Source organism: Hydrogenoanaerobacterium saccharovorans, assembly GCF_003814745.1.
Lineage (GTDB): Bacteria > Bacillota > Clostridia > Oscillospirales > Ruminococcaceae > Hydrogenoanaerobacterium > Hydrogenoanaerobacterium saccharovorans.
The window spans coordinates 1,013,785-1,028,984 of sequence record NZ_RKRD01000001.1; the positions used below are offsets into that span (position 1 = coordinate 1,013,785).

The 15,200-nt window shown below is 42.1% G+C and carries 17 protein-coding genes; 10 read left to right on the forward strand and 7 right to left on the reverse strand.

Going from position 1 to position 15,200, the window contains the following annotated elements:
• Positions 1–18: 18 nt before the first annotated feature.
• Positions 19–228 carry a DUF378 domain-containing protein gene (locus tag EDD70_RS04660; protein ID WP_092752525.1) on the reverse strand — a complete coding sequence of 70 codons (210 nt, stop codon included), beginning with the start codon at positions 226–228 and terminating at the stop codon, positions 19–21.
• 311 nt (positions 229–539) lie between these two features.
• Between EDD70_RS04660 and guaA the strand changes: the two genes are divergently transcribed.
• Together guaA and EDD70_RS04670 are read left to right on the forward strand one after the other, a co-directional pair.
• Positions 540–2,069: a glutamine-hydrolyzing GMP synthase gene (guaA, locus tag EDD70_RS04665; protein ID WP_092752523.1), complete on the forward strand. Its 1,530-nt coding sequence runs from the start codon at positions 540–542 to the stop codon at positions 2,067–2,069.
• Positions 2,070–2,281: 212 nt separating this feature from the next.
• A complete protein-coding gene (locus tag EDD70_RS04670) occupies positions 2,282–3,049 on the forward strand; it encodes a hypothetical protein (protein WP_092752520.1) in 768 nt (255 codons plus the stop codon).
• Between the two features lie 205 nt (positions 3,050–3,254).
• Here the strand turns inward: EDD70_RS04670 and EDD70_RS14890 are convergent, their stop codons facing one another.
• From EDD70_RS14890 to EDD70_RS04685, 4 genes are all read right to left on the reverse strand, one after another.
• Positions 3,255–3,416: a hypothetical protein gene (locus EDD70_RS14890; RefSeq protein WP_162840814.1), complete on the reverse strand. Its 162-nt coding sequence runs from the start codon at positions 3,414–3,416 to the stop codon at positions 3,255–3,257.
• 61 nt (positions 3,417–3,477) lie between these two features.
• Positions 3,478–5,028, reverse strand: coding sequence for a response regulator (locus tag EDD70_RS04675; protein WP_092752518.1), 1,551 nt, complete (start codon positions 5,026–5,028; stop codon positions 3,478–3,480).
• Positions 5,018–6,826 carry a cache domain-containing sensor histidine kinase gene (locus EDD70_RS04680; protein ID WP_092752516.1) on the reverse strand — a complete coding sequence of 603 codons (1,809 nt, stop codon included), beginning with the start codon at positions 6,824–6,826 and terminating at the stop codon, positions 5,018–5,020. The genes EDD70_RS04675 and EDD70_RS04680 overlap by 11 nt, the downstream gene beginning before the upstream one ends.
• Positions 6,827–7,048: 222 nt before the next feature.
• Entirely contained in the window at positions 7,049–8,188 is a 1,140-nt protein-coding gene (locus EDD70_RS04685) for an FtsW/RodA/SpoVE family cell cycle protein (protein ID WP_092752514.1), read from the reverse strand.
• Between the two features lie 207 nt (positions 8,189–8,395).
• On the opposite strand from EDD70_RS04685, the gene EDD70_RS04690 reads away from it, so the two are divergent.
• The 8 genes from EDD70_RS04690 (at position 8,396) to EDD70_RS04725 (ending at position 14,057) form a co-directional block, all read left to right on the forward strand.
• Complete coding sequence (locus tag EDD70_RS04690) at positions 8,396–10,063, forward strand: formate--tetrahydrofolate ligase (RefSeq protein WP_092752512.1); 1,668 nt, start codon at positions 8,396–8,398, stop codon at positions 10,061–10,063.
• A gap of 18 nt (positions 10,064–10,081) precedes the next feature.
• Positions 10,082–10,507 carry a tRNA (adenosine(37)-N6)-threonylcarbamoyltransferase complex ATPase subunit type 1 TsaE gene (gene tsaE, locus EDD70_RS04695; RefSeq protein WP_092752510.1) on the forward strand — a complete coding sequence of 142 codons (426 nt, stop codon included), beginning with the start codon at positions 10,082–10,084 and terminating at the stop codon, positions 10,505–10,507.
• An 83-nt stretch (positions 10,508–10,590) separates the two neighbouring features.
• Positions 10,591–11,310, forward strand: coding sequence for a tRNA (adenosine(37)-N6)-threonylcarbamoyltransferase complex dimerization subunit type 1 TsaB (gene tsaB, locus EDD70_RS04700; protein WP_242943083.1), 720 nt, complete (start codon positions 10,591–10,593; stop codon positions 11,308–11,310).
• Positions 11,291–11,734 carry a ribose 5-phosphate isomerase B gene (gene rpiB / locus EDD70_RS04705; protein ID WP_092752508.1) on the forward strand — a complete coding sequence of 148 codons (444 nt, stop codon included), beginning with the start codon at positions 11,291–11,293 and terminating at the stop codon, positions 11,732–11,734. The genes tsaB and rpiB overlap by 20 nt, the downstream gene beginning before the upstream one ends.
• Positions 11,735–11,767: 33 nt before the next feature.
• Positions 11,768–12,397, forward strand: coding sequence for a uracil phosphoribosyltransferase (gene upp, locus EDD70_RS04710; RefSeq protein WP_092752506.1), 630 nt, complete (start codon positions 11,768–11,770; stop codon positions 12,395–12,397).
• Positions 12,398–12,478: 81 nt separating this feature from the next.
• Positions 12,479–13,159 carry a histidine phosphatase family protein gene (locus EDD70_RS04715; protein ID WP_092752503.1) on the forward strand — a complete coding sequence of 227 codons (681 nt, stop codon included), beginning with the start codon at positions 12,479–12,481 and terminating at the stop codon, positions 13,157–13,159.
• Complete coding sequence (gene ruvX / locus EDD70_RS04720) at positions 13,156–13,581, forward strand: Holliday junction resolvase RuvX (protein WP_092752501.1); 426 nt, start codon at positions 13,156–13,158, stop codon at positions 13,579–13,581. The genes EDD70_RS04715 and ruvX overlap by 4 nt, the downstream gene beginning before the upstream one ends.
• Complete coding sequence (locus EDD70_RS04725) at positions 13,581–14,057, forward strand: acyl-CoA thioesterase (protein ID WP_423230121.1); 477 nt, start codon at positions 13,581–13,583, stop codon at positions 14,055–14,057. Before ruvX ends, EDD70_RS04725 begins: the two co-directional genes overlap by 1 nt.
• A 69-nt stretch (positions 14,058–14,126) precedes the next feature.
• Here EDD70_RS04725 and EDD70_RS04730 read toward each other — a convergent pair whose 3' ends face one another.
• Both EDD70_RS04730 and EDD70_RS04735 read right to left on the reverse strand, forming a co-directional pair.
• Entirely contained in the window at positions 14,127–14,798 is a 672-nt protein-coding gene (locus tag EDD70_RS04730; RefSeq protein WP_092752497.1) for a permease prefix domain 1-containing protein, read from the reverse strand.
• Complete coding sequence (locus EDD70_RS04735) at positions 14,788–15,132, reverse strand: PadR family transcriptional regulator (RefSeq protein ID WP_092752495.1); 345 nt, start codon at positions 15,130–15,132, stop codon at positions 14,788–14,790. Before EDD70_RS04735 ends, EDD70_RS04730 begins: the two co-directional genes overlap by 11 nt.
• Positions 15,133–15,200 lie beyond the last annotated feature (68 nt).

A 15,200-nucleotide genomic window follows, 5' to 3' on the forward strand; every position in this document is an offset into this window, starting at 1 on the left:
TTGAAAAAGGGGAGAGGATTATTCGTGGATTTCTCTTCTGGCACTGTCATGAAATAACAGAGAAATCGCCCAGACGCCTGCAAGTGCTACCAGTGTATAAATAACACGGCTAAACATTGCGCCCTGGCCGCCAAACAGCCAAGCAACTACGTCAAATTGGAAAATACCAATTGAACCCCAGTTCAGTGCACCAATGATAACCAGCACCAAAGCAATTTTATCAAGCATTCAAATTCAACTCCTTAAACTCAATGTTGAAAGGTGTGTACAAATAGTATATTGGTCGGAACGCTGGATGGTCGCGTCCGATTGAACTTATTATTTGCCTGATTCACAAAAAATATACAGTGCTGTTCATAAATTTGTCACCATTCTATTGTTTTTATCTACAAGTATAGTGTACAGGTCTTATAAAAATTTAGCATAATCAAAAAACTTTAATGAAATGATTTGTATATATTGCAATTTTGCAAAAATAATGGCACAATAAAGTGTAAAGATATTACGCAAGATCGATATAGAAAGACGAGGTTACTACTGTGCATCAAACAATTTTGGTACTAGATTTTGGCGGTCAGTACAACCAGCTGATTGCAAGGCGCGTGCGTGAATGCAACGTTTACTGTGAGGTTTTTCCCTATAATATTAGTATTGAAAAAATTAAAGAAATTGCTCCCGTAGGTATCATTTTTACAGGGGGACCAAACAGTGTCTACATTGAAGATTCCCCCAAATGCGATAAAGCAATTTTTGAACTTGGTATTCCTGTGCTCGGTATCTGCTATGGTATCCAAACTATGGCACATGTTTTGGGTGGCACGGTTGCAACACCCGATAACCGCGAATACGGTAAAACCGAAACTTACTACAACACAAACTGCAAGCTGTTTGAAGGGTTGCCCGAAAAGGGAGTTTCTTGGATGAGCCACACCGATTACGTCAGCCAATTGCCTGAAGGGTTTGAGGTTACCGCTCATACCGAACTTACTCCGGTGGCAGCTATGCAAAATGTAGATAAAAAGTTGTACGGCGTACAGTTCCATCCGGAAGTACTTCACACCGAAAACGGTATTGCAATGCTCAATAATTTTCTCAATAAAGTTTGCCAAGTAAAAGGCGACTGGACAATGGGAGATTATGCTGTTACTGCAGTCAATCAAATCCGCGAAAAGGTTGGAAATGGTAAAGTGCTGCTGGCACTTTCAGGCGGTGTAGATAGTTCTGTATGTGCTGCGCTGCTTGCAAAAGCAATCGGCAATCAACTTACCTGTATTTTTGTTGACCATGGTTGTATGAGAAAGAACGAGGGCGACGAAGTGCAAGCGGCTTTCTCAAAATGGGATATCAACTTTGTGCGCGTGAATGCACAAGAGCGCTTTTTAAGCAGACTTGCGGGTGTCACCGAGCCTGAGCAAAAACGAAAAATCATTGGCGAAGAGTTTATCCGTGTGTTTGAAGACGAAGCGAAAAAGGTTGGCAAAGTAGATTTTCTTGCACAGGGCACCATTTACCCCGATGTGATTGAATCCGGTGTGGGTGATGCTGCGGTGATTAAAAGCCACCACAACGTAGGCGGTCTGCCCGATTTTGTCGATTTTAAAGAGATTATCGAGCCGCTTCGCCTGCTGTTTAAAGATGAAGTTCGTAAACTTGGCCAAGAGCTTGGTCTTTCCGAAACTTTGGTTTGGCGTCAGCCATTCCCAGGCCCTGGCCTTGCAATTCGAGTTATCGGCGAGATTACCAAAGAAAAGTTGGACGTGCTGCGTGATGCCGATTTCATTTTCCGTGATGAACTTGCAAAAGCCGGTATTGCAAAAGATATTAACCAGTATTTTGCTGTGCTCACCAATATGCGCTCGGTTGGTGTAATGGGCGATACGCGTACCTACGATTATACCCTTGCTTTGCGTGCTGTCACCACTACAGATTTTATGACGGCAGATTGGGCACGCATCCCTTATGATGTTTTGGAAGCGGCGAGTGTTCGTATTGTTAACGAAGTGCGTCATATTAACCGCATCTGCTACGATATTACCTCCAAACCACCGGCTACTATCGAGTGGGAATAATAAACAAAAGACCACAAACCCAGTATTTATGCGGGTTTGTGGTCTTATTATTTGTGCGTTGATAACACTTTGATAACAGAATTTATTTTGCGGAGTAGTTAAGGAAAATGCATAGTTAATAATATATACATTAGATTTATAAATATTGTAAATTATAGTAATTCAAGCTATACTGAAATTGTAAAGAATATCAGTATGGAGGAAATAAAGCTATGAGTGAAAGAATGCCTGATTTTGTTGTCAAAATATCTGATGGAAAATGTAAAATCAAATATCAAAATAAACGATTTCAAAGTATAGGATTTGATTTATCACAATATATTTATGACGCAGATGTAGATAATGAAAATGATATTGAAATAATAAAAGAAGGAATATGTACTATTACACCAGAAGGTGTGCACATTCAAGACAAGGAAGGCAAAGATATTGAAAGAGTTAACTGCTATGTAAGCACATGTTATTCTAGAAATACAAACGATAAAGTTATAAATAAACTGCCAGTATCAAAGAATGAAGATATTAATTTAAAGCTACTTGAATATGATAGAATTTTAGCGATAGATACTAATACAAAGACAATTAATGATAAAATATTTTCAATAACTTCTATAATACAAAGCAATCCAATACAATCTATAAATGATAAAGAACTATATTTTTGGCAATATTGTAAACAGTGGAGTAGCATCAATGTTGATAAACCTGAAAATTTTGCGTGGGCTAAGGTCATAGATTCCGCTAATTTTCAAATCAATTCTAAAAAGTGTAATCATTCTGTTGCAGTTATAGTTGATAGTGATTTGGATAAGATTGAAAAATTTAATGCAAGGCATTTACCGATTTGGGGAGATTTCTATTTGCCTAAAAATTTTAATTTAATTTATGCTTCTGCTGACACTGGAGGTGAACTCTTACCCAATATTTTAATTAGAAAGTGTGATAAATTTGCTAAACAGGCTTTGGATTTAGTAAAATAAGAGCAGGTTAATTTTAAAACCGATAAAGGTGAGTTATATAAAATCATATAATTACTAATTATTTATTCCTCTTGGGTAAGTTCTTCTTGCTCAAGAGCTTTTTTATTTTCTACCTAAATATTCTCACCCTTTTGCCAGTTAAGCAGCCACTCGGTGTAAAGTTCTTCGGGCAGTTCGTTGCTCATCATTTCAAGCCTTTTTTCTCTCAAAGCTTAAAATGCGCCTCCATACCTTTGATTTTTATCTTGACGGTTCCGTCTTCTTCAATATCCAAATCTATGTTTGGGTATTCGTCCAAAGCCATAATAAGTTGTGTCATAGCGGTGTTGTCGGGTATATCAGGAGTAGTTAAAACAGATGGTTGCACCTTTAAAATCTCTGCAAGTTTTAATAAACATCTTTTTTATTTATTAAAAGCATATTTTAAACTACTCTAGCTTATCTTTAAAATGTTTATTTTTATAATCGGAAGGGCTTAAACCTGTCATATTTTTAAAGATACGGCTGAAATAGTGCGGATCGGGATAACCTACCATTTCTGAAATTAAGCAAAAATTTATACCGTCGTTTTCTTTAATTAAACGTTTGGCTTCGTTTATCCGAAGCGTTAATAAATACCGAAAAGGGGGCAGCCCGCTGTGCTTTTTAAAAATGCGTGATATATAAGAGGAGCTGAAGTGAAAATTTTCTGCAATTGAGTCTACGGTGATGGGATTATGGTAATTTTCATCAAGGTACTTTTTGATTTTAAAATATATTTCTTCAGAAGTATCGTTTGGCTGAAAACATATGTTTATATGGCGCAATACCAACTCCTCAAGTTCGCTGTATAAAGTGGTTTCCTCTGTGTTTTCTGCTATTATTTGGCTAGCTTCTGCTTCTATCAAAGCAAAATCTGAACTGGGTATGCTGCCAATTTCAGTTAGCTTTTTTAACAAACTAAACAGTTGTTTTTCTAAGCTGCATTGAGTAATATGCAGTTGCTGCCATTTTTGCAGCAAACAAGCCAACGTGCGTTTTGCACTTTCAAATTGCCCGTTTTTACATGCAAGTTCGATGGCGGAAATCTCAGAGTTTTCTTCGTATTCGGTATAACATTGCGTAGCATGGTTACTTTTCAGCGGGATATAGGAGGAAACGCACGGACGCAGATTGTTTTGAAGTAAAAGTCTTAACTCCTGTGCAACTTTCCAGATTTCAGAAAAATTAATTTGGAAACAGGTGCTGCAAACAGTAATGGGGAAAAGCTGTTCAAGAGGTGCACGTAGGGTGGAATACAGCACTTCTCCCAAATTTTCTGCGTTAAAGGCTGCAATCAGCATTTTGCAGTTTGGATATTTTTCGTCTGCCAGCCACCATTTAAAGCTGTCACCAAACATTTTATTTAAAACACCCTGAGGGTTCATTTTATTCCATAAGGCATTAATTGCTTCAATATTCAGGGCGTCATGGCAGCGGTCGTATCGGTTGCCGAGGCAAATCAGATGCATGGAAAAAGCAGTTCCTGAAAGTTCCGACGGAAGGTCATGTGGGCTGATGCGCCCCGAAAGCCCGCTTGCGATAATTTCACGCTCACTGATAGCTGAAGATTGGCGTAAAGAGTCGTACAATTTTTGGGCAGTTTCGCTCAAGCGTGCAAGCTTTACGGGCTTTAAAAGATAATCGGTTACGCCATATCGGATAGCCTTTTGTGCATATTCAAATTCATCGTAGCCGCTTATAATAACAATTTTTAAATTAGGTTGAATGAGCAGCGCATTTTTAATCAGTTCCAGTCCATCCATAATAGGCATACGGATGTCGGTAAACAAAATATGCGGCGGCTGCTGTTTAATGATCTCCAGTGCATCTTCGCCGTTTGTTGCTGTACCAACAACAGTAAAGCAAAAATCCAGCGAATGGATTTTGTCGACTATATTTTCTAAAATAGGCAGTTCATCTTCTGCCACCACTACCCGATAGTTCGGATTACCACTCATAATGTCCTTCCTCCTTTATGAACCCTCCGATGGTTACAACAGAGCCACCCTCAGGTTTGTTGGCAATCGTAAATAAGGCTTGGTCTTTGTATTGCAGTTTCAGTCTGTAATAAATATTCAGCAGCCCGATTTTATCTTTTTCATCCGAGGCAAATTCAAAGGTATCGGCATTAATTTTACATTTGATGGTTTGCAGAACCTCGTCATCAAAGCCAATACCATTATCTGCAACCGAAATTGTCCAGTAATTTTCACTGATTGTACCTTTAATATCAATCAGCCACGGGGCACGAATATTAAAAGCATATTTAAAACAATTTTCTATAATAGGTTGTATAATCAGCTTAGGTACGCATACCTTTTTCAATTCATCGGGTAGATTGATTTGCACACGAAATTGATTTGGATAACGGCTTTCCATTAAAGAAAGATATTTTTGCAGATAATCGAGTTCTACATCAATCGTTACAGCCGATGATGTTTCTTTGGCGATATAACGTAGCATAGTCGTTAAATTTTCACACATTTCAACAATTTCGGTCTCGTTGTTTTTTTCTGCCTTTATGCTGATGATCGTAATGGTATTGTAAAGAAAATGCGGGTTTACCTGTGCTTGAAGGGCAAGCATCCGCGCCTGTATTTCTTGCGATTTGGCGGTTACGGTTTCTTCCAGCGAGGCTTGCAGGCGGTTTACCATTTGTACATAAGCTTGGTTTAGCTTGTTCAGTTCGTAAGTGGAACTTTTGTCGGAAGCAGGCTCGGCAGGGTTCAGATCTTCCAAATTCAGTTTGTTGATAGAATGCTGGATGCTGCGGATAGGTTCTGTGAGCTGTTGGGCAATGGCATAGGTGATGGCAAGCGTAATAACCAGAACCAATAAACCGAGCAGAAAAATTCCGTTGCGAAAACTGCGCACAGGGGCAAGCAGCTGTTTCTCCGATTCACTCACCACTACGGTCCAACCGCTGTATTCAGAGCGGGAAAAAGCAATAATCTCCTGTGTTTTGTCGTTGGAAATGGGGCATGTACCATAATTTTTTTCTGTAACATCTATAGAGCGAAAATAATCGATGGAGGGCGGGTATTCCCCAGGAAAAGGATAAACCTGATTTCCTTTTCCATCATACACATAAGCTTTTATACCGGTTTTAGAGTTGCGGCCAGGTAAAGACACGGCATTTTCAATCATCTCCGAAAATACGCTGTAATTCTCTTGTACTTCTACAATGCTATCATATTTTGCGCCAAGCACCTCCGAAAAAGCCCTGGATAGCGAAATCACTTGTTTGCCTTGGCTATTCCATTCATTGATGCGTGGGGGAGAAATACTGAATCGTCCATCCAGCATCAGGCACTCCTGAATCCACGGCAGGCCAGAAATCAATTCAGGGCTTCTCCGGCCGATGTCAAACTTGCGTCCAAACTCGGTAAAGCTACCGTCGGTACCTACAAGATTGATTTGGTAATTAATAGAAGAACCTGTCACCGTAAATAATAGTTGAAACATTTTCAATTGATTTTCAAAAAATTTTGATTCAACTGCAGTTTTGTCATAGTAAATTGCCTTTATGGGTTCAGAAGAAATAATTCTGTTTGCAACCGAGTTCATATTTTTAAACTCCGCATCAAGATACTGATTGGTGTTGATGGCAATTTGCTGCAGTGACTCCGATGCGCGTTTTTCCAGCATAACGGATGTATATAAGTAAAAATATGATGTGAACAATGTAACGAGCAATACAATAATGCTCGCGTAATAAAGAAACAACCGTGCACGGATAGTTTGAAAAAGTTTCATGCAACTCTCTCCTTTACTGATACTGTAAGAATAACATAGCAAAAGTTTCAATGCAATCCATATTCATGTGGAAAACTACGCTTTGATCAGTTTTGTCCGCCTCATCTACAGAGGACAAAAGATGGAAGTGTTGGGTGATAATAAAATTGCCTTATGTAAATTAAAAAGGAGAGTAATACAAAAGCACCACCAAAGCCGTTTTGCAACTTTGGTGGTGCTTGCTTATCCTATATTATCTGCGAACAAGCCTTTTGTATTAAACATATAAACACTTAATGCGAGCCCTACACCCATGTAGGTTGAAAGAACAGATGACCCGCCTGCACTGAAATACGGCAGCGTTACGCCAATAACCGGAATTACACTCAGGTTCATCCCCACATTGATGATAGACTGCGATGCCAACATTGCAAATACTCCTACGCAGATGTTCTGTCCGAGCGCATCAGGGCAACGGCGTGAATTGTGCAATATCTTTAAGCAAACCGCAGCAAGCAGTGCAATAATACTGATACATCCTATAAAACCGATTGCCTCACCGGCAAACGAAAAAATAAAGTCGTTTTGCATCTCGGGTACAAAGCGGTGCTCTACATGAAATATGCCTTTGCCCCAAACTCCGCCAGACCCAATTGAGATATTACCATGGTACTGCTGATAGAATATATCTTTAAACTGAGGATCGTCTTGATGAAAGATAGCAAGAAAACGCATTTTCTGGTCGTTGTTCATAATGCCGCCAAACCATATTACCGGTATTGCTATTACAACGGCGCCAAACGCCATAATGATGTATTTCCAAGCAATACCCGCGGCGAAAAGCATTAATATAAAAATAAAGGCAAATATAAGTGCAGAGCCGTCATCGCCCTGAAAGTGGATAAGCAGTACCGGTACTGCACCATGCGCACAAAGCAAAAGAATGTTTTTGGTGGAATTCAAATCATCCTTTACAAGCGAAAGATGATAAGCGAACGACATGATAAAGCTGATTTTGAAAAACTCAGACGGCTGTAAACCGATACCGAAAATTTCGAGCCAAGCCCTGTCATCAACCGATTCTTTTACCTGCTTGCCCAAAGGGGTAAATGTTAGAATAACCAAAAACAGCGCAAGCGGAACGTGCAGCTTCCACATTTTTGCAATAAAGCGGTAATCGATTTTTGAGAGGATGATTGCCGCCAGCAATCCTGCACAAGTAGCAGCAGCTTGTGTAATAATTTTACCTCTGCCAATATAACCGTCGCCGGCAATACCCATCAGTAAAACAACACCTAATCCCGAACAGCAAAGGCTCAGTAAAATCAGCCAGTAATCGGTTGTTTTGCAGTAATCGCCAATATATCCAAAAAACTTCTTCATTCTTTACAATCCTTAAAAATAGTAATGTTTATAGCCTTATACATTATAGTATACACTACAGCAAAACGCAATTGATGACCCGTTGAAATTGCATGAAACGAAAAAAATTAACAAAATAACAGGGCTTTCTCTGTAATAAGAAACAGAAATATGATATAATCTAAACAATATTGTGCAAACGCACAGACAATAGAGGGGGATTCATCGATGCTGAGTGATATTGAGATTGCACAGACTGCGAAAATGCTGCCGATTACCGAAATTGCAGCGAAACTGAATATTCAAAACGATGAGTTAGAGCCATACGGGCATTACAAAGCAAAACTTTCCGAGTCGATATACGACCGTTTGGCAGATGAACATGACGGTAAACTGATCTTGGTCACTGCTATTAACCCCACCCCTGCAGGCGAAGGAAAGACAACCACCACGGTTGGTTTGGGGCAGGGTATGGCAAAATTAGGTAAAAAAGCGATTATTGCGCTGCGTGAGCCATCTCTCGGCCCTGTTTTTGGTATTAAGGGCGGAGCTGCGGGCGGCGGCTACTCGCAGGTTGTGCCAATGGAGGACATCAACCTGCATTTTACCGGAGATATGCATGCCATAACGGCAGCAAACAATTTGCTTTGTGCTATCCTAGACAACCATATGCAGCAGGGAAACGCACTCGGTATCGACCAGCGCAGAATCTTATTTAAACGCTGTATGGATATGAACGACCGCGCACTGCGCAACACCATTGTAGGGCTTGGCGGAAAAATCAACGGAATACCGCGTGAGGATAGCTTTCAGATTACAGTAGCCAGTGAGATTATGGCTATTTTATGCCTGGCGTCAGACTTGACTGACCTGAAAGCACGTTTGGGTTCGATTCTCGTTGCCTATAGTCTTGACGGCAAACCTATATATGCCCGCGACCTGCAAGTGCATGGTGCTATGGCTGCTTTGCTGAAAGATGCACTCAAGCCGAATTTGGTTCAAACACTCGAAAACACCCCTGCCCTGATGCATGGTGGGCCGTTTGCAAATATTGCACATGGGTGTAACTCCATACGTGCCACAAAGCTTGGCTTGAAGCTTGCCGACTACTGTATTACCGAAGCCGGTTTTGGCAGCGACTTGGGTGCCGAAAAGTTTATGGATATCAAGTGCCGCTTTGCGGGGCTTGCTCCGTCTGCAATTGTGTTGGTAGCAACCTTGCGTGCACTCAAATACAACGGCGGCGTGCCCAAAGCAGAGGTAGCTCAAGAAAATGTTGCGGCATTGCATCGCGGTTTATGCAATCTGCAGGCGCATGTAGAAAATATGCGCAAATACGGTGTTCCGGTTGTGGTTGCTATCAATCGCTTTCTTACCGATACCGATGAGGAGATTGCCGCACTTTCGCATTGCTGCGAAGAACTCGACGTAGAGTTTGCGCTATCCGATGTATTTGCAAAGGGCGGCGAAGGTGCGACTGAACTTGCCAAAAAAGTAGTGGAGGCTTGCGAAAAACCGAGCAAATTTAAACTGCTGTATGATGAACAACTGCCTATCAAAGAAAAAGTAGAAATGATTGCAAAAGAAATTTACGGAGCCAACGGAGTGAATTACACCGCACAGGCAGAAAAGCTTATAAAGGAAATTGAAGCTTTGGGTAAAGACAAACTGCCTATATGCATTGCCAAAACCCAGTATTCTCTTTCGGATGACCCCGCAAAACTTGGCCGCCCCACAGGCTTTACCATCACGGTTAAGGATGTGAAGTTGAGTGCGGGAGCGGGTTTTATTGTAGTGCTTACCGGCGATATTATGACTATGCCGGGGCTGCCCAGAGTGCCTGCGGCAAACTCGATTGATGTAGATGCAAACGGGCACATTTCAGGATTATTTTAGAATAAGGATTATGATTTTATGTTAACCTATCAAAGCACAAGTGCACCACAGACCGAAGCCTTGGCGCGTGACCTTGCGGAAAAACTGCGCCCCGATGATGTTCTCGCATTTCGGGGCGGGCTTGGTGCAGGCAAAACTACTTTTGTACGGGGGCTTGCTGCCGGTTTGGGCGACAGCAGTGAAGTTTCTAGCCCTACCTTTGCCATCGTGCACGAATACCGCTGTACTCCAAAACTTTATCACTTCGATATGTACCGCATTACATCAATCGATGACCTGTATTCCACCGGCTTTTTCGATTACCTCGAAACCGGTGCTATTCTTGCTATAGAATGGAGCGAAATGATTGACGATGCACTGCCGGAGAATACAACCTTTATCACCATAACAGCAGGGGAAGGCGATAAACGCACAATCTGTATTGAGGGTGATGAGCGGTTTTAGTGTTTACAATGGCGAAATGCTAACGGAACGAAAAGAGCAAAGACGTAATTGATGTGTGCTTTGCCGTAGGGAGATGACTGATTTTGAAGATATTGGCAATTGATACATCGGCACGTGCAGCCTCTGCAGCGGTATGTGATGAAGAACGCATTTTATGCGAAAGTTACGTGGATGTAAAACTGACTCACAGCGAAACGCTGATGCCTATGCTGGATGCAATGCTGCACTGCGCTGCGCTTACTTTGGATGATTTGAACTACTTGGCTGTGTCGGTTGGCCCGGGTTCGTTTACGGGGCTGCGTATAGGGATATCTGCCGTAAAGGGTATGGCGTTTCCGCGTAAAATACCATGCATTGGGGTATCTACATTAGAAGGGCTTGCTTACAACCTTACCGGGCAGAGCTGCATTGCCTGCTGTGCTATGGATGCGCGCTGTAAGCAGGTGTATACCGCTTGCTTTGATGTAGAAGGTGATAGCGTTACCCGCTTGACGGCGGACGAAGCGATTACCATAACGGAATTGGAAGAAAATCTTTTACAATTACAAAGTAAAAAACCAATAATAATGGTTGGAGATGGCGCATTGTTGTGCTATAATAGTTTTGGTGAAAAAAGCCGTTATCAACTTGCGCCCCCTCAGCTGCGTTATCAACATGCAAACAGCGTATGCAGGGCGGCACTGCAAAAAACGGCAGCTTCGGTAGGCGCAGGTGAACTTGTGCCTGCTTACCTGCGTCTGCCGCAGGCAGAGCGCGAACTTTTGAAGAAAGAAGGAACAAAACATGATTGCAATCGGCAGTGACCATGGCGGTTTTGCGCTGAAACAAGAAATTATGACATGGCTTAACGCAAACGGTTATGAGTATAAAGATTTTGGTACCTATAACACCGACAGTTGCGATTACCCCGATTACGCATTGCCCGTGGCACATGCAGTGGTAAACGGTGAGTGCGATAAAGGCATTTTGTGTTGCGGTACAGGCATTGGTATTTCTATTGCAGCAAATAAAGTACATGGTATCCGCGCAGCGCTTTGCAGCGATTACTTCAGTGCAAAATATACTCGCAAACACAACGACTCAAATATTATTTGCTTTGGCGGACGCACCATTGGTGCAGGCTTGGCTTGCGAATTGGTTGATGTATTTTTAAATACCGAGTTTGAAGGCGGACGACATTCCGCAAGAGTGCAAAAATTAATGAACATTGAAAAAGAAGATTGTTAATAAACTAATCTGATATATATGGAGGACAAAAAAATGGCTAAAGCACTTATTATGGATCACCCCTTGATTCAACACAAAATTTCTCTTTTGAGAGACAAAAACACAGGTTCAAAAGAATTTCGCGAGCTGGTTTCCGAAGTTGGTATGCTCATGTGTTATGAGGCAACGCGCGACCTGCCCCTCAAAGAAGTGGAAATTGAAACTCCTATCGCAACTGCAAAAACAAAGGTGATCTCCGGCCGTAAGCTGGCGTTTGTCCCCATTTTAAGAGCAGGCCTTGGCATGGTGGAAGGCGTTCTTTCGCTGGTTCCCGCAGCTAAAATTGGTCATATCGGTTTATATCGCGACGAAACCACCCATATGCCTGTTGAATATTACTGCAAGCTTCCTGCAGATATCGAAGAAAGAGATGTTATTGTTCTTGACCCGATGCTTGCAACCGGCGGTTCTGCAATTGATGCCATTAAAATGATTAAAAAGCGCAATGTCAAGAGCATTAAGTTTATGTGCATCATCGCTGCACCCGAGGGCTTGGAGGCACTGCAAAAGGCACATCCCGATGTTCCCGTCTATTGTGCATCGCTCGACCAGAGGCTCGACGATCAGAAATACATCGTTCCGGGCCTTGGCGACGCAGGCGATCGGATTTTTGGTACGAAATAGCTTTATAGCTTTCAAAAAGCCCGTTTCAACTATTGAAGCGGGCTTTTTATTTAATATTATTGCTACAGAATAGGAGATACTATGATTACAAAAGTCTATCTGGTGCGCCATGCCGAAGCCGCAGGCAATGTCGCAAAAACCTTTCAAGGGCATAACGATTGTGAGGTTACCGAAAAAGGGCATAAACAGCTAGCTTGTCTTGCCGAGCGGTTTAAAGATGTTCATCTTGATATTATTTATTCCAGCCCGCTGCTGCGCACCCGCCAAACAGCAGCTGCGGTAAATAAATATCATGGGTTGGATGTCCATATCAATCAAGGGCTTATCGAGATTAATGGCGGAGACCTTGAGGGGATGGGGTGGGAGGATATTCCGCTGAAATATCCCGAACAGCAGGAGATGTGGGACAATGCCCCGCATGAGTACTGGGCACCCAACGGCGAAAAAATGTCAGAAGTATACGAGCGCATTACATCTACCGTAAACCATATCGTACACGAAAATACAGGTAAAACGATTGCTATTGTAAGCCATGGCTGCGCTATTCGAAATTACCTTTGTTATGCCCACGGTTGGGGCATTGAGCGTTTGCGTGATGTGATGTGGGAAGAAAACACCTCAGTGTGCTGTATCGAGTATCATGGCGCAGATTGTACCCCTGTAATAGTTTATCAAAACGATACCACCCATCTATCTCCCGAGCTTTGTACATTGGCGCACCAAAGTTGGTGGAAAACAACCATAACGGAGGAAACAAAATGAAAATTATGGCAGTAGATTTCGGCGATGCTCGAACAGGGCTTGCCGTATGTGACCGCACCGAATTTCTAGCATCCCCCATAGGTGTAATACATGAAAAAGATTTTGAACAATGCATAAAAAAAGTTTCGTATGCAGTAGAAGAATATGGTGTGCAGGAGGTTGTTGTAGGTTACCCAAAAAATATGAACGGAACCGTGGGTGAACGTGCACAAAAATGTGAGTTGTTCAGCCAAAAGCTGCAAGAGTTAGTTTCCGCTCCCGTTAAATTGTGGGATGAACGCTCCACTACGGTTTCTGCGATTGGCTACCTAAATGAGACGAACACGCGCGGTAAAAAGCGCAAAGAAGTGATTGATGCTGTAGCCGCAACCATTATTTTAGAAAGTTATCTGGCATACAGAAAAAACCATAAGGATGAATGATGATGAGACAACCAAAACATGTATCCGATTCCAAAACCGAACAAATCCAAATTTTAATGCCCGAACACATCAACGGCGCAGGCAGGCTGTTTGGCGGGCAGCTTGTGGAGTGGATTGACGTTGTTGCCGGTGTGGTGGCGCGCAGGCATTCGGGTTGTAACATTACTACAGCTGCCATTGATAACCTGCAATTTAAAGCGGGTGCATATGCCAACGATACACTCGTGCTCATCGGGCGTATCACCCATGTGGGGAGAACCTCTATGGAGGTACGCGTCGATACTTATGTGGAGGATTTGGGTGGCTTTCGCCGTGCGGTAAACCGCGCCTATTTGGTGATGGTTGCTCTTGATGAAAAAGAACAACCTACCGAGGTACCCGGCCTTATTCTCGAAACCGAGATGGAACGTGCAGAGTGGGCATCGGGTGAGCGCCGCCATGAACTGCGCAAGCAGCGCCGTATGGAGGGCTACTAAAACGAATTTAACTTGCGTTGCTTATAATTATTGTACAAAAAACGGGTTGTCAAAGACAACCCGTTTTTGCTACGCTTTTTTGTTTTTTATTATGCCTTCATATAGTACCACAATCATTGTTGCAATTAGGTATACAATCCATCCGGGGTGCCATAAGCCCCAAATAAAGCCTAATAAAAGAAAAATTACAGTAGCACCGATATAGATTGCACCTACAACAGGGTCATCATCGTCATCAACGTCTGATTTAGGTTTTCTTCTGCCTAGCCGTTCTTGATATCGACTGTCTTTCATACCAAAAAACACAAAAATTGCCGTTGCAAATGCTATGGGGATGAAGAATGCAATAATTCCCGCCAGTTCGCTAAAAGCAGCTTCAAATAGCATAAAGAAGGCACCTGAAAGAATGTACAATCCAACAGCAATAGCGCCAAATACACTGTAACGTTTACGAAAAATCTCGTATTCTGCGGTAAGCTCCGAATTTATTTCCTTCGAATTATCCGATGTGTTATAATCGGCTTGGTCTTCAATACCCAGTTCACGCTTTAATTCATCCATACTGCCAAATTGCGATATTACTATGCCGAATGCTTCGTTATCATTTTTGCCCTGTGCAATCAGCTCGTCGTATTTATCCTGCATATTTTCAATAATACCAAGCTTTGCCTCAACTACATCTTGCGTTTTGGGTAGCCCTGCGAACATTGCCTCTACAAAATCTCGAATCTTATCGTTCATTCTGCAACTCCTCCTCAATGGTAAAACAATTAATAACTGCTTTTGTGTGCTGCCACTCCACACATTTTTCACGATAATAAGCTGCGCCTTCCCGTGTTATTTTATAGTAAGTGCGCCGCTTGCCAAAAGTTTCATCTCCGTAATAAGATACCAAGTACCCCTTTTTTTCAAGACGTGCGAATGCAGAGTAAAGAGTGGTCTCTTTTATGCTGTATCCTCCGCCCGAGCGCGCTTCAATCTCTTTCGAGATTTCATAACCGTAGGAGTCATGCTCCAACAGCAAATGCAAAATAATCGTATCGTTGTATCCGCGGATGACATCACTGCTGATCAAGCTATCACCTCACAAACTACTACGTCTGTCGTAGTAACAGTAGTATATCATAATTACTACGACAGGTA

What these genes read in the sequence shown, in the direction of transcription:
- EDD70_RS04660 (WP_092752525.1), bottom strand. Translation starts at nt 228, where the DNA reads ATGCTTGATAAAATTGCTTTGGTGCTGGTTATCATTGGTGCACTGAAC.
- EDD70_RS04670 (WP_092752520.1), top strand. Translation starts at nt 2,282, where the DNA reads ATGAGTGAAAGAATGCCTGATTTTGTTGTCAAAATATCTGATGGAAAA.
- EDD70_RS04675 (WP_092752518.1), bottom strand. Translation starts at nt 5,028, where the DNA reads ATGAGTGGTAATCCGAACTATCGGGTAGTGGTGGCAGAAGATGAACTG.
- EDD70_RS04680 (WP_092752516.1), bottom strand. Translation starts at nt 6,826, where the DNA reads ATGAAACTTTTTCAAACTATCCGTGCACGGTTGTTTCTTTATTACGCG.
- EDD70_RS04685 (WP_092752514.1), bottom strand. Translation starts at nt 8,188, where the DNA reads ATGAAGAAGTTTTTTGGATATATTGGCGATTACTGCAAAACAACCGAT.
- EDD70_RS04690 (WP_092752512.1), top strand. Translation starts at nt 8,396, where the DNA reads ATGCTGAGTGATATTGAGATTGCACAGACTGCGAAAATGCTGCCGATT.
- tsaE (WP_092752510.1), top strand. Translation starts at nt 10,082, where the DNA reads ATGTTAACCTATCAAAGCACAAGTGCACCACAGACCGAAGCCTTGGCG.
- rpiB (WP_092752508.1), top strand. Translation starts at nt 11,291, where the DNA reads ATGATTGCAATCGGCAGTGACCATGGCGGTTTTGCGCTGAAACAAGAA.
- upp (WP_092752506.1), top strand. Translation starts at nt 11,768, where the DNA reads ATGGCTAAAGCACTTATTATGGATCACCCCTTGATTCAACACAAAATT.
- EDD70_RS04715 (WP_092752503.1), top strand. Translation starts at nt 12,479, where the DNA reads ATGATTACAAAAGTCTATCTGGTGCGCCATGCCGAAGCCGCAGGCAAT.
- ruvX (WP_092752501.1), top strand. Translation starts at nt 13,156, where the DNA reads ATGAAAATTATGGCAGTAGATTTCGGCGATGCTCGAACAGGGCTTGCC.
- EDD70_RS04725 (WP_423230121.1), top strand. Translation starts at nt 13,581, where the DNA reads ATGATGAGACAACCAAAACATGTATCCGATTCCAAAACCGAACAAATC.
- EDD70_RS04730 (WP_092752497.1), bottom strand. Translation starts at nt 14,798, where the DNA reads ATGAACGATAAGATTCGAGATTTTGTAGAGGCAATGTTCGCAGGGCTA.